Source organism: Legionella sp. ST3F1, assembly GCF_048553315.1.
GTDB lineage: Bacteria > Pseudomonadota > Gammaproteobacteria > Legionellales > Legionellaceae > Tatlockia > Tatlockia donaldsonii.
Window position 1 is genome coordinate 44,724 of the sequence record NZ_JBLZIO010000004.1, and the last position, 13,082, is coordinate 57,805.

A 13,082-nucleotide genomic window follows, 5' to 3' on the forward strand; every position below is an offset into this window, starting at 1 on the left:
CGCTCTTTTGCTCACGGGAGGCTTTTTAATTGTCGATGTCGCTGGTGGCATTATGGGTTAAATTACTCGTAACACTAGTTCCTATTTATTTTACTTCGTTAATTTTTTATATCCGAATACTAGCTCTTACCCAATAAACTTCTTTAAAATCATTTCAAGAGGACAAAATCCTGTAAATCCACTTTGCAAAAGATTAGCTCCTACAAATACCGTAAACCATAAAAAATTAACGTTGATAAATACTGGGCTGGTCGACACGCCTAGAGCGAGTGATATCAAAACAAAGGCACCAGCGACAATTCGAATAATACGTTCAATAGTCATCATCTATTCTCCTAATACTAATTAATGGTTACGCTTCCACCAACTTAAATAGATCAATGGAATTAAAAACAAGGTAAGTACTGTTGAAGCAAATGAACCAAATATCAAAGAAATAGCAAGGCCGCCAAAGACAGGATCGGATAACATCACAGCGGAGCCCAGAATAATAGCAAGTGCTGTTAAGACAATCGGTAGAATTCGCTCCACGCCTGACTCAATAACGGCTTCTACGATAGAGGAACCTCGATGTTGATGTTCTAAAATAAAATCGATGAGTAATAGCGAATTTCGAACAACAATTCCGGCTAAAGCAATTACCCCTATCATGGACGTGGCAGTGAACGGTTGGTTCATTAACCAATGGCCAGGAAAAACGCCAATGACAGTTAGCGGTATAGCCCCCATAATAATTAGGGGAATAAAAAACGACTGGTAAAAAGCTGTTAGTAAAATATAAATCAAGACTATAGCCACAATAAAGGCTGAGCCTAAATCACGAAAAACATCCAACGTCAGGCGCATTTCACCAAGCCAAAAGAGTTGACTTTTAGCAAAGCGATTAGGCTGTGATTCATGAAATCCTAAATTTTCAACCCCCATTGAAAAAGGGGGCTTCTTGAGCATATTTGTTGCAGAAGTGACCGCATAAGCAGGGCTCGTGCCCAACACTTCACCGGTTACATAAACAACGGGTGTTTGATCTTTAGTGAAGATGGGTTTTTCCTCTTTATCTTCATGTAAGGTTGCAATTTTTGCCAGAGGGATTAGTTGTTGTTGCTGATTTTTTAAACACAGCTGATTAAGTACTTGAGCAACTTCACGTGCCTTTTGCGGAAGACGTAAGATGATGTGCTCGGGCTGTCTGGCATTGGGTTCATGTGCATTTCCGATGGAAATACCCTTGAACAAAGCGCTTACCTCCTGCGCTACCGTTTTTGGGGCTAAGCCTGCCAGCATGACTGCATTATGATTGATTTCAATGCGGTATTGATTGGTGTCTTGAGTCACTGAGTTATCAATATTTATCATGCCGTATATTTTGGGATACACTTCAGAGGTTATCTTATTAGCGACAGACCTCAATTCATTGTAATTAGGCCCGTAGAGACCTGCCTCCATTTGTGAGCGAACAGGCGGCCCAGGAGGGCTTTCAAAAAGCTTGATATGGCTTTGGGGATGTTGTTTTTGCAAATGCACAAGTCCCTGGTAAACCTGTGTTGCAATTTGGTGTGAGCCAATAGCTCGATGATGTTTGTTCACCAAATTCACGCGTATTTGCCCGTATTGACTGCCTCTTAATAGATTATCTCCACGCACCAGAGCGGCAAAATCTTCTGGGGCTGATTCTCCTAAGTACAGCTCCAAGTCTGTGACGTAAGGATTTTTTTGGATGGTTGCACTAAGTTCGCGAAGTAACTCGTTTGTTTTCGTTAACGTTGCGTTAGCGCCTGCATCAACGGACACTAAAAAGGTATTCACGTTGTCATCGGGTAGCATTTTAATTTCAACTCCTAACGGGCTTAATGGGCCATTAGGGCCTGCAGGGCGAATAAATTGCCAGGCAGGTTGGAGTAATACCGCGAAGAGCAATAGTACAATAATCAAATAAAAGAGATGTCGTTTTTTCGATGAGTAAAGTAATCCTTTGAATAATACAAGGTACGCTCGCTGCAACCAGGTGCTATGGCTTTGATGATGCTCATTCATTTGTTTTTTAGCTTTAGTTCTTAACCAACGATAAGCAAGATAAGGAACCACGCTATAGGCAATAAAGAGGGATACAATCATTGCCAATGGCGCATTAAAAGGTATAGGCGCCATAAACGGCCCCATCATTCCACCTACAAAATCCATAGGCAGTAGCGCCAGCATCACTGTAAAGGTAGCAATAATCGTTGGCTTACCAATTTCATTGGCTGCATAAATAACTAAACGGGTAAAGTTTTTTTGCACTCCCTTAATAATATGGCGGTGAATGTTTTCAATCACCACAATGCTATCGTCTACTAAGAGGCCTAATGAAAGAATGAGCGCAAACAAAGTAATTCGATTGATAGTCTGGCCTGATAGCCAGCCAATACCAAGTACTAGGCACAAAATTAAGGGAATAGAAAAAACAACCACTGATGCTTCGCGCCATCCTAAAAACACCATCAGCAATACCACGACACTTAGAATCGCAATCCCTAAGTGCTCGACCAAAGTATTCACTGCATCATTAGCTTCATCTCCATAATTGCGAGTGATTGAGACATCTATATTTTTTGGAATGAGCTGACTGTTTTGTAATTGCTCAAGTTTATTCAAAAGTGCTTTTGCTACATCAACACCATTGCTTCCTTTTTGACGTGCAAGAGCAATGGTTACTGCAGGTTCTATATCTGCATTCTTCAATGGGCCGTGTGCTCCATAGGCAAAATAGGACGCAATAGTTTCATCTTGAGGCCCCTTTTCAATAGTCGCAATATCTTTTAATAAAATAGGTTTGGCCCCATCAGTTCCAATAATAATGTTGGCTAAGTCTTGATTGGAAATGAGTGAGCCCTCGATGCGAAGAGATGTTTCACTTAATTCATGCTCTAATGTTCCTGCGTCAAGACTGATGTTATTAACAGAGAAGGCTTGTTGAATGTTGGCAATTGAAATGGCGTGCTCTGCCATGTGCTTTGGGTTCAGCCAGACACGAATAGCCTGAGGTGATGCACCCATTACCCAACTTTTCCCAACTTGGGGTACGGTGCGCAATTCCTCCAAGACTTTATCGGCAAGCGTGCGTAAGTCAACTGGATTTGCGCCTTTAGCATGTAATGTCAGTGTCACTAGTGGAACATCGTACAAACTGATAGAGCGGATTAAAGGCATTAAAGTACCCGGGGGCATTTTATCCATGTTGCTGTTGATTTGGTTATAGACCTTAACCAAGCTCGCCTCTTCATTTTCATTCACTTTAAAGCGAACCGTAACCATAGCACTATCATCAATGGCCATCCCGTAAGTATGCTCAACGCCTGAAATAGAGGCCATCAACCCTTCTAGTGGGCGAACAATTTGATGTAGCATTTCTTGGCTATCACTACCAGGGCGACTCACAGAAATAGTTACTGCTGGAACAATAATTTCAGGATTATAGCTTCGCGGGGTGCGTTCTAGGGCAAGTACGCCAAACAACAGAATACCAACAATCAGTAACAGAGTCAGCTTGGATTGAATAAAGGTTCGCGCCAATTGCCCTGCTTTATTGAGCTTATTTTTGGAATAAAACACATCCTTCACCATAGTCTCCTGGTATACAATCAATTTATGCGCTTTTTATCGCTTTAGAAATTAGTTGATTACTGAGCATCAGCCAATGGGCTTGATGCACTCTTGATTGATGAAGCGCTTGCAGTTCTTGTGCTTTACTCTGCGTTAGTTTCATCTGACTCTCCAATAAAGCACTTAGAGGAACCAACCCACGACCAAATCGCTGCTTTAGTTTTTGAATTACTGCCTCTTCTTTCTCTGCTGTTTGTCGACTTAATTGCAACTCGTAAAGAGTTTGTTGCTCGGCACGCCGTATTTGCTTTAATTGTAATCGCAGCTGATTTCGTTGCTCATCAAGCTCAAATTGAATTTTTTTTGCATTTGCACTTGCTACCTGGACAGCGCCAGCGCGCTCGCCCGCACTAAATAAAGTCCAGTTAGCACCTAGCGCAATCGTATCTGACGGAAGGCCTGAACCTATGGTATTGCCATTCCAATCATGTCTTAATTGCATCGACACTTGGGGCTTATAGAGTGCCAAAGAGGCAGCAATTACCGCTTTTTCTGCTTGAAGACGTGCATGAAGGGTTTTAATTGATGGATTATCATTGATTGCTCGTGTCATCAATAAAAAGTTGAGTTTTGTCTTTGCACTCAAGGTTGTGTGCCGACTTGGTATAAAGGTGCTTTCGGGACTACCAAGCAACGTTCTAAAGCCATCAAGTTCATCTTCTGTTTGAATTCTTGCATTAGATAAACCAAGAAGAGAGCTGTTTAAGTAAGCCTCTGCCATTAATACATCGCTATTTAGGGTAATAGATTGCTTTTTTAGGTCCTTGGTTGTTGACAGAAACACCTTTGCTCGAGCAACCTGTCTTTCAGCGATGCCTACCAGTTCCTTGGCTGTTAAAAAACGCTCATAGGACACATAGACTTCATACGCCAGTTGATTTTGAGCTTGTTGATTGCCACGTTGTGCGGATGCAACTAAAGCACGCGTCTGTGCTTGCTGCGCTTTTATTCTTCCTCCAGTATAAATAGGAACGCTTAGTTTAAACGCAGTATCCAGATTACTATAATATCCTGGGTGGTTTAATGCTTGAGGCTTGGTATATAAGGTATTTAGTCCAGTATATTGATTGGCGCCAAAATCAGCAAAACTGGCATTCCCTTGACTTAGTTTATAACCAAATACCGACATCGGATTATCAGTCCTTGCTCCGCTTACCTCAAGGTCTAATTGTGGCCAACTCATACTTTTTGCTTGCTTTGAGGCCCCGACCGCTGCTTCTATTGAAGCGTTTGCCGCATGGATTTTAGGGTTATTAGCGAGCGCAAGCTGAATCGCTTTAGAATATGAGATGGGTACCGAGCCTGCGCAAAGAGAAGTCGACAGTGCACTTATTACAATAATAAAAGCACTGTGTTTTCTTGGGGTAATACTACTTAATAACATGACAGAAATCCTTAAAACATTAGAGTATTCTAATGAATGGAGCGATTTTTATTCTTTGCAATAAATTAAATAAAGCGTTGATAAAACAGCTTCCACTTCGGGTTTGCTAATAAAATAATAAACTCGAGTCCCTTCTTTTCTTACCGAAAGTACACCTTCGCGCCTCATTTTAGCTAAATGCTGTGAAAGCGCAGATTGAGACAAACCGACAAGGGGTTCTAGTTCGCCAACCGTGCATTCTTGTTTGAGGAGATAGCATAGAATGAGAAGCCTTTTGGAATTGGCTAAAAGTTTAAGTAATTGTTCAGCCTTAGAAGCATTATTTTTCATCACTTCAAGGCTAGTGTTTATTAATGTATTCATAGGGTCATTATATTAGAAAATTCTAATATTTCAATGTCAGGTACAATCTTTTTTTACGAGTAGTTAAAGTCGAGCAACCGGGTCTTGACTTAATCACACTGTGTTTAGGTTACGGCTTCAAATCTGTCTCAAAATAATGGGCATACTTATTTGCGACTTCTATCCTAATTATTTCATGATGTATTTCACGTAATTATAAAATATACGTTATTTTATTGTTATTACTACAGAGGGATACTTAAAGGAGCGAGATTAAAGTGGGGCCAGAATCGATGTTTTTATGAGGAGCCATAGGCCAACTTGATTATCGGTAATTAGACGCCTCTTTGTGTAAAACAAACATTGAAAATGTAACGCATTTGTTATACAATTTAATTATGAAAAGTATTGGAGTGAATATCATGAATAAGGCGGCGACAATTAATGCTCGTATTGAGCCTGCTCTTAAAATACAGGCGGAAGAGATATTACATAAAGTAGGTTTATCTGCTGCTGAGGCTATTCGGCTTTTCTATAGTCAAGTATGTCTTCAAAATGGTCTTCCATTTGATGTAAAAATACCGAACAAAAAGACGCTTGATGCAATTGAAGAGCTTGAGTCAGGTAAGGGCGAACGATTTAAAACAATGAAGGATGTTTGGAATTCTATAGATAATGCTTGAATTAGAACTGGCTACTCAATTTAAGCGTGATCTTAAAAAGATAGTAAAGCAGAGGAAAAATAAAGATCTTTTAGATTCTATTTTAGATCCCAAGCATAAAGATCATAATCTTTCAGGAGATTGGCATGGTTATCGTGAGTGTCATATAACCCCTGATTGGCTTTTAATTTATAAAATCATTAAAGATGATTGTGTGCAGTTGTTAAGATTATCAAGAACAGGATCTCATTCTGATTTGTTTAAGTAAGTATGGCATCATTCTAATGCGTACTTCTAAGAATATTAGTCAAATCTCTTTTAGGTTGAACATGGAACTTTTAGATAAAATTAGCGCTCTGGAAGAAGAAGCCTCCCAATTTGGGTTCAAGTGGCAAAGTGCAGACCAAATCATGAATCAAATTCACAGTGAGTGTGATGAAATCAAGGAGCACTTGAATCATGATAGTTCTAAAGAAAATCAAACTGCTTTGCAAGAAGAGATTGGTGATTTACTCCACGCAGTGTTTTCGCTGTGTATTTTTTGTAAGTTAAGCCCAAGAGTAACACTTGGACAAACGCTGACTAAATTTGAAAGACGATTACGAGCGGTTAAACTGATTGCTGAGGAACGTGAATTGATTAACCTTGAGGGTCTATCCCTTAATGAGTTGATGCATATTTGGGATAGGGCTAAAGAGTTAGTTGGGTAAAGAGCTGTAATCTCATTATTAAAAGTTAAGCTGAATTCTGGGTCTTTTTTGTTGTGCGTGGAATTAAATTCTGTAGTGAGCTAACCAAGGGACGTCCTGTATACATAGAAGTCATAGTTGTGCCTGTGCGCAGCTGTGATTGCCATTGAATTGAGATCATCCTTGATCTCGCTAGTGTTTCAACATCCTGTCAACAATCCAGCTGCGCCAAACAATTACATTGTAGCTTTATATTAATAAAATAAATTGATTTGTTTGCTTATTTTTTTGTAAGATATTTCTCAAATTAAATACTGATATACCTTGGCGTTCGTTTCAATCGACCATGTATGTTTAATGATCTATTTGATCCAATTAACGTACATACACTTCAATCCTGCTTTTTATTTTTTATCTACTTTTATCTAATCTTGATAAGTATATGACAAACAACAATATAATTGGGTAGCCGTTAAAATTACATAAATTAAGACACTTTTTGTTTACTTGGCTTAAGAAAAAAAAATATTGATGATGCTTTTATCCAACCTTACTCCGAACATGCGAAAAGAGATTCGTTAGAAATTTATTCAAAATTAAGCTTAGCTGATGCACAAGATAAATATAATGATGTTATTGGAGACTTCCCAGTCTGATATTTTAAATTTTTGCATCAGGGCGCAAGTTCTGGAGCGCTACGCCAATTAGAGTATTCTCACAAAAGTTTAATTGGGGGTAATGGGATCTATACAAAAACAGCATCGATAGTTTTTATAAGTCCAATAGTTTATACTATTGGACTGTTTGCAATTATTTGAAAATTAAGTATTATTGATATCTAATTTGGCAATTAAACTTTTTGCAACGCCCGTTGCAGAAAGTTTTTGAAATTAAGTTATCGTAGTCGTATAATTTTCGCTCACGACAGGACAGTGAGCAAAAATTTTGTGCTTGGAAGACAAATTGAATTGAAATCGATTAGTCAATCCAACAAAGGAACCAAGTATGTCAAAAGAAATAACTTTTCATCTCGATCATGATTATAAGTCATTTTTAAGTGCGCTTAAAACTCAAATAAAATCCTCACAATTCCGTGCAGCACTGGCCGTAAATCAAGAAGTTATCAACCACTATTGGTACATTGGCAAACAAATAATTGAGAAACAGAAGCAAAAATCTTGGGGAACGGGCTTTATTGAAACATTATCTCGAGATCTACAGAATTTATTTCCTGAAACCCGGGGTTATTCAGTAGCAAACATCCGACGAATGAAACGTCTTGCCGAGGAATATCCTGATTTAAATGAAATTCGCGCACAAGCTGTGCGGGATTTACCTTGGGGACATATTGTTGTTTTAATACAAAGAGTTAATGATGCTATCATGCGTGATTGGTATGTAAGTCAAACCATTGAAAATGGTTGGTCACGCTCAACACTTGAAAAAAATATTAATCAAAATTTATATCAATCTCAAGCTTTATCCTCTAGTAAAGCATCTAATTTTATACACCGATTACCAGCGGCACAATCATCACTTGCGCAAGAAGTACTTAAAAGTCCATATAATTTTGATTTTTTAGGTCTTCATGATGATGCACTTGAGCGCGAAATTGAGCATGCTTCCATTGCACATATTACCAAGTTTTTATTAGAGCTGGGCAAGGGTTTCTCATTTGTTGGTAGTCAATATCCGATGGAAATTGATGGCGAAACTTATTTCCTAGATATGCTCTTTTATCATTTAAAACTTAGGGCATTTATTGTTATAGAATGGAAGGCAGTTCGCTTCAAACCAGAACATGCTGGACAATTAAATTTTTATCTCAACTTGGTTGATCAGTATCTTAAAACGGAACACGATAACCCTAGCATAGGTTTATTGCTTTGCAAATCAAGAAGCAAAGTCATTGCTGAGTATGCTCTAAAAGGCATAGAAAAACCAATAGGCGTTTCTGAATATCAACTTACAAAGGCAATTCCTGAAAACTTAAAATCAAACCTGCCAAGCATTGCAGAACTTGAAGCAGAATTCAGTGAAGATAATATTGATGGTAGTACGCATAAGACCAAATGATCTATTTATTTTAAATTAGAGTGTGACCATGGCAAGTATTCCTATACCACAACCATTAATAGACACTTGCCAACAGCTTAAAGAAAAAAATTGGCAAGCATTTATGCCACCATCTTTTGCGCCATATGACCTAATTTTTTGTCTCGACTTTTTAAAACAATATGATAACAATAATGCCACATTTGAATCATATCGTCGAGAAGTAGAACGATTAATTCAATGGGCCTGGCTAATTGAGAAAAAATCATTACTGGATTTGAAACGGCAAGACATTGAAAATTACATGCAATTTTGTTTCAATCCACCAAAATCATGGATTGGATTTAAAAAAGTAGCACGATTCATTACGCATAACGGCGAACGCATTCCCAACCATGAGTGGCGCCCATTTGTAGCCACTGTAAGTAAAATTGATCATAAAAATGGACTGAGGCCCAATAAGCAAAACTATCAATTATCACAAAAAGCAATTCGTGAAATTTTTACGGTGCTGAGCAGTTTTTATAATTACTTGGCCTTAGAGGAAAAAGTATCCATTAACCCGATTACTTTGATCAAACAAAAAAGCAAGTATATCCAAAAAACTCAACATCAAGCACAAGTGATGCGCTTGAGTGAAAAACAATGGCGAACTTGTCTTGATACAGTTAAAAATATGGCAAATAATGCGCCCGATAGACATGAACGGACATTGTTTATTATTTCTGCGCTTTATTTATTGTACTTACGTATCTCTGAGCTATGTGCCAGTGATCGTTGGACTCCAGAAATGCGACATTTTTATCAAGATAGCCAAGGATGTTGGTGGTTTAAGACGGTAGGAAAAGGTAACAAAATGCGAGATATTGCCGTACCTGATGACATGCTTGCAGCACTCAAGCGATATCGTGTCAGTATGCAGTTAACCCCACTTCCTTCAATGAATGATCAAAGCCCTCTATTACCTAAAGAAAAAGGTAAAGGAGCAATGACTAGTTCAAGACACATTCGTCGCTTGGTTCAAGACTGCTTTGATAACACCATACAAAATTTAAGAAGCACCGGCTTTTCAATAGAGGCTGATAGTTTTGAGTCAGCAACAGTACATTGGTTGCGCCATACAGGTATTTCCGATGATATTAATATGCGTGGGCGGCCTGTTGCGCACGTACGAGATGATGCTGGTCATAGTTCCAGTGCTATTACCGATCGATATAATGATATTGATCTCCTTGAACGACATCAATCTGCCAAATATAAAAGACTAATGTCGAAAGAAGATTAATCAGGAGGTGTACCAAAATAATTCTGTCAGCAATGCTGACAGTTTCGCATTTTACTTTAACAGATTTCCGCAACACCGCTGCGGAAATCTGTTATTAGCTAGTTTACTGCCGGAGATAGTGACAATTATCACAAATATGAGTTGGATTACATATCTGGGGCAAAAGCGAACTGAGATCCAATAGATACCATGCCAGGCTTGAGTTTATCTCATAATTTATGACATTCAGTGAGTGACAAAAAATCCAGGGGAGAATCAATAAAATTAGTGTGACACGCAACCGGTTTGATTATAATTAACACTTATTTGTGTGATATAGAAACTCTAATTCGCTTTTGCCCCAGATATGTAATTCAACCCAGTATAGCGAGAAAAACAAAAAATACGCTGCTCTCTGGAGTCTGAGTAGATTAATTCGGGATCAATATTTTGCCATGTCTCCTTTATATGAGTATTCAGTCCACGAGTAAAGCAATGCAAACCAAATTCAATGACAAACGCATATCGAATTTCAGGCTTATTTGTAGCTTCCTGTTGAACAAATTCCCAACGCAATTCGTTTAGATGATCGAGTTGATATACTTTGCTTTTGTAAATAAATGGATTCCACGTTTTAATTGTACATACCTCTTATTGTTATTTTGATTTTATCAATGCAAACTGGATTACTTGTTAAGCAATAAATAATCCCCCCGCTCCATAGCAATGGTAATGAATGCACTATATCTTAATGGGCTTGTGCTCCTACGGGCTTTAGTTCTTTTTGAAAAGTCCAAATCAAACCTAATATAATAATCCCCATCCAAGTTATTGATTTGCACCATGAAGCATAATAATAAAGCTGTATGAAGTGTTGTGGCTGATTTAAAATGGGAATTACATTAGGGGATGAAAATAAACTGATATTATTACTTACAATAATTGGTGATGCAAAAAGGAAAAACCCTTTTAAAATAAGCTCATGATTCTTCATTTTAACAGAAGAAAGAATAATCAAAACAAGCGCAGGCGCTAGAAGCAAAGCAAACCTTGGCCAGTAAAAAATATGAGTTATTGGGGTAAATAAATCGCCATAAGAGGAAAATACCCCTGATTTTAAAGCGGTTTCAAAAGAAAGCGACAAATAGGACAGAACTAACAGTAAAAAAGAGAAGTAGTGTATTGGTGTTTTTAGATTTATGCGCATTATAATAGTTCCTTTTTTTTGATCACGGTGTGAGCGTGCTTTAGCTCACCGCTTATTCTTTAGGATATAGTGTTCTTCCAGAAACGGTTGCTATTGCTTCTATAGGAATCGCATGTTCCTCATCATTAGAACAATTTAGGCTGATGATGCTAGCTATAGCATTGCTGTATCGTAATCAGGCCTAATATGTGTATCTGACGAGGCGATACATAATGTATTTCCAATGAATAATTTAAAACGTGCTTGGCTTAGTTTTTCTGAGACGTCGAAAGTCTTTAGAGTAACTCCTGATAACACTGTCCCAGGGGAAATTGTTTTTTCCTTGTGAGCCTTATCAGATGGAAGCTCAAATTGTTTTGTTACTATAATGTGCGCTGTTTTCCCTCCTTCAACATAAATTCTATTGGGTTTTTCTGATGAAGTCGAATTGGTATTTTTTGCTTTGCTTTTTATTAAAAGGAGATCAGGCGGCATTGGGCCGATAATTTTTAGTTCTGGTGAAGCCCAATAGATGGCTTTATTATTGCCTAAAAGTTTATAAGGCAAAAACACCACATCATGTTCCCCCATATTCCAAAAAACACCACAAAATAGATGCTTATCACCTATTGTAGAGCGGTTTAATAAATTACCTTTGCTGTCTGTAAAGCGATCGCAATAATGGTTATTTTGGGTCTTTGGCACTTTTAATGGTGAATACGCTAATTGAATTTCGCCATTGGCACCCATAAGAAACAATTGCCGTGAAGCAGTTGCATAGAAATCATAGCTCAATTTAGCAATGAATGGAGACAAAAACAGCACCAAGATCCCTAGCTTTATACCCAAACGCCGCGATGATTTTTCATCGAAAATAGAAAATAGAATGCACCACGTAAGCACAAGCCCCAGAACAATGATACAACCGTTAGCAAATGTTAAGAACACAATACCTCTCTTGTAAAAACTATCTATGCAAATGGTTACCATTTTATCATATTATTTTTTATAACATTTAATCTTATTAATTAGCTCATTTTTATTGAGTGCATCTATTTTATGTATTATCTTCTTAGGATTATGCCCTTGATCGAGCAATTGTTTAGCCCATAACATAAACACATCATCCTCGGTGAGAATCTTAAAAAGAATACGTTTTAATAAAGTCTTCGTGTGAACGTTTCAGATGTGATTTAACCTCCTCCAAAAACATCTGATATTGCTCAGTCGAAGAAAATAAATCCATGTTTAGATACCAATGTGCGCCATATTTCAAACTCATGGCATTTGATATAGCGGTACGAAAAGCGACTTCTATTCTCTCTAGGGCATCGATAACTAATAAGCGTAGCTCTCTATCAAAGGCATACAAATTTAAAAGATCCGAAAATCGCGTGTTAGGTTTAAATTGGCTAGTGTTTGTCGCAGAGCTAATGAGAAAAGGCTTAAAATAAATCATCAAACGATAGTAACCAATGGTCGTCAAATACTGGCTAGCTTCTTGTTCATTATCCAACAATAGCCCTTTTTGCCGTAAGTGATGTATTTGTTCTGGTATGGAAAGAGGTGGTTTATTAAAAACCATTTTTGAATGCATAAAGTAAATAACCCGCCCTGGTCCGCATTATTAAGAGGCGTGGCAGGTATGGTTAATTATATTATAACCCGATTGCGCTCAAAATCAAATACGATTGATTGTCATTAATGTAATTTAAACAGAATGTGCAACGTAACTGCCTGAATCACCGTACACGCCAATTCCCCATAAGAATGTTATAATTAACCGATCGTTAAAAGTCCTCATTTAAAGATTTTTGATTTAGGAATTATGGTGTAAGCAATGGATGTGAGTGTAAAAGAG

Annotated in this window: 12 protein-coding genes; 5 read left to right on the forward strand and 7 right to left on the reverse strand. The window is 37.9% G+C overall.

Annotated elements, in window-relative coordinates; all coding sequences use genetic code 11:
* Positions 1-126 precede the first annotated feature (126 nt).
* Genes ACN4Z1_RS04425 through ACN4Z1_RS04440 form a run of 4 tightly spaced genes read right to left on the reverse strand, consistent with a single transcriptional unit; the run spans position 127 to position 5,386 of the window.
* Positions 127-327, reverse strand: a complete 201-nt coding sequence (locus ACN4Z1_RS04425) for a YgaP family membrane protein (RefSeq protein ID WP_021460616.1) — start codon at positions 325-327, stop codon at positions 127-129.
* 18 nt (positions 328-345) lie between these two features.
* Positions 346-3,600: an efflux RND transporter permease subunit gene (locus ACN4Z1_RS04430; RefSeq protein WP_058393155.1), complete on the reverse strand. Its 3,255-nt coding sequence runs from the start codon at positions 3,598-3,600 to the stop codon at positions 346-348.
* Between the two features lie 22 nt (positions 3,601-3,622).
* Positions 3,623-5,023 carry a TolC family protein gene (locus ACN4Z1_RS04435; RefSeq protein ID WP_021460639.1) on the reverse strand — a complete coding sequence of 467 codons (1,401 nt, stop codon included), beginning with the start codon at positions 5,021-5,023 and terminating at the stop codon, positions 3,623-3,625.
* A 48-nt stretch (positions 5,024-5,071) separates the two neighbouring features.
* Positions 5,072-5,386 (reverse strand): ArsR/SmtB family transcription factor, encoded by a 315-nt coding sequence (locus tag ACN4Z1_RS04440; RefSeq protein WP_021582658.1) that lies wholly within the window; start codon positions 5,384-5,386, stop codon positions 5,072-5,074.
* Between the two features lie 401 nt (positions 5,387-5,787).
* Between ACN4Z1_RS04440 and ACN4Z1_RS04445 the strand changes: the two genes are divergently transcribed.
* The 5 genes from ACN4Z1_RS04445 to ACN4Z1_RS04465 all read left to right on the forward strand — a co-directional run bounded on the left by ACN4Z1_RS04445 (position 5,788) and on the right by ACN4Z1_RS04465 (position 10,056).
* Positions 5,788-6,048, forward strand: a complete 261-nt coding sequence (locus tag ACN4Z1_RS04445) for a type II toxin-antitoxin system RelB/DinJ family antitoxin (RefSeq protein WP_021460640.1) — start codon at positions 5,788-5,790, stop codon at positions 6,046-6,048.
* On the forward strand, positions 6,041-6,295 hold the full coding sequence (locus tag ACN4Z1_RS04450; RefSeq protein WP_021460641.1) for a type II toxin-antitoxin system YafQ family toxin: 255 nt from the start codon (positions 6,041-6,043) through the stop codon (positions 6,293-6,295). The genes ACN4Z1_RS04445 and ACN4Z1_RS04450 overlap by 8 nt, the downstream gene beginning before the upstream one ends.
* Positions 6,296-6,356: 61 nt before the next feature.
* Complete coding sequence (locus ACN4Z1_RS04455; RefSeq protein ID WP_021460642.1) at positions 6,357-6,737, forward strand: MazG nucleotide pyrophosphohydrolase domain-containing protein; 381 nt, start codon at positions 6,357-6,359, stop codon at positions 6,735-6,737.
* Between the two features lie 984 nt (positions 6,738-7,721).
* Positions 7,722-8,792 (forward strand): PDDEXK nuclease domain-containing protein, encoded by a 1,071-nt coding sequence (locus ACN4Z1_RS04460; RefSeq protein WP_021460643.1) that lies wholly within the window; start codon positions 7,722-7,724, stop codon positions 8,790-8,792.
* A gap of 28 nt (positions 8,793-8,820) precedes the next feature.
* On the forward strand, positions 8,821-10,056 hold the full coding sequence (locus ACN4Z1_RS04465; protein WP_021460644.1) for a tyrosine-type recombinase/integrase: 1,236 nt from the start codon (positions 8,821-8,823) through the stop codon (positions 10,054-10,056).
* A gap of 727 nt (positions 10,057-10,783) precedes the next feature.
* On the opposite strand, the gene ACN4Z1_RS04470 is transcribed toward ACN4Z1_RS04465, so the two are convergent.
* The 3 genes from ACN4Z1_RS04470 to ACN4Z1_RS04480 form a co-directional block, all read right to left on the reverse strand.
* Positions 10,784-11,242, reverse strand: a complete 459-nt coding sequence (locus tag ACN4Z1_RS04470; RefSeq protein WP_058393154.1) for a hypothetical protein — start codon at positions 11,240-11,242, stop codon at positions 10,784-10,786.
* Positions 11,243-11,395: 153 nt separating this feature from the next.
* Entirely contained in the window at positions 11,396-12,169 is a 774-nt protein-coding gene (locus ACN4Z1_RS04475; protein WP_230305092.1) for a hypothetical protein, read from the reverse strand.
* A 193-nt stretch (positions 12,170-12,362) separates the two neighbouring features.
* Positions 12,363-12,818: an Abi family protein gene (locus ACN4Z1_RS04480; protein ID WP_021460518.1), complete on the reverse strand. Its 456-nt coding sequence runs from the start codon at positions 12,816-12,818 to the stop codon at positions 12,363-12,365.
* Positions 12,819-13,082 lie beyond the last annotated feature (264 nt).

Coding starts and splice junctions, on each gene's coding strand:
- ACN4Z1_RS04450 (WP_021460641.1), top strand. CDS start 6,041: ATGCTTGAATTAGAACTGGCTACTCAATTTAAGCGTGATCTTAAAAAG.
- ACN4Z1_RS04465 (WP_021460644.1), top strand. CDS start 8,821: ATGGCAAGTATTCCTATACCACAACCATTAATAGACACTTGCCAACAG.
- ACN4Z1_RS04470 (WP_058393154.1), bottom strand. CDS start 11,242: ATGCGCATAAATCTAAAAACACCAATACACTACTTCTCTTTTTTACTG.
- ACN4Z1_RS04425 (WP_021460616.1), bottom strand. CDS start 327: ATGATGACTATTGAACGTATTATTCGAATTGTCGCTGGTGCCTTTGTT.
- ACN4Z1_RS04440 (WP_021582658.1), bottom strand. CDS start 5,386: ATGAATACATTAATAAACACTAGCCTTGAAGTGATGAAAAATAATGCT.
- ACN4Z1_RS04430 (WP_058393155.1), bottom strand. CDS start 3,600: ATGGTGAAGGATGTGTTTTATTCCAAAAATAAGCTCAATAAAGCAGGG.
- ACN4Z1_RS04445 (WP_021460640.1), top strand. CDS start 5,788: ATGAATAAGGCGGCGACAATTAATGCTCGTATTGAGCCTGCTCTTAAA.
- ACN4Z1_RS04460 (WP_021460643.1), top strand. CDS start 7,722: ATGTCAAAAGAAATAACTTTTCATCTCGATCATGATTATAAGTCATTT.
- ACN4Z1_RS04455 (WP_021460642.1), top strand. CDS start 6,357: ATGGAACTTTTAGATAAAATTAGCGCTCTGGAAGAAGAAGCCTCCCAA.
- ACN4Z1_RS04480 (WP_021460518.1), bottom strand. CDS start 12,818: ATGCATTCAAAAATGGTTTTTAATAAACCACCTCTTTCCATACCAGAA.
- ACN4Z1_RS04435 (WP_021460639.1), bottom strand. CDS start 5,023: ATGTTATTAAGTAGTATTACCCCAAGAAAACACAGTGCTTTTATTATT.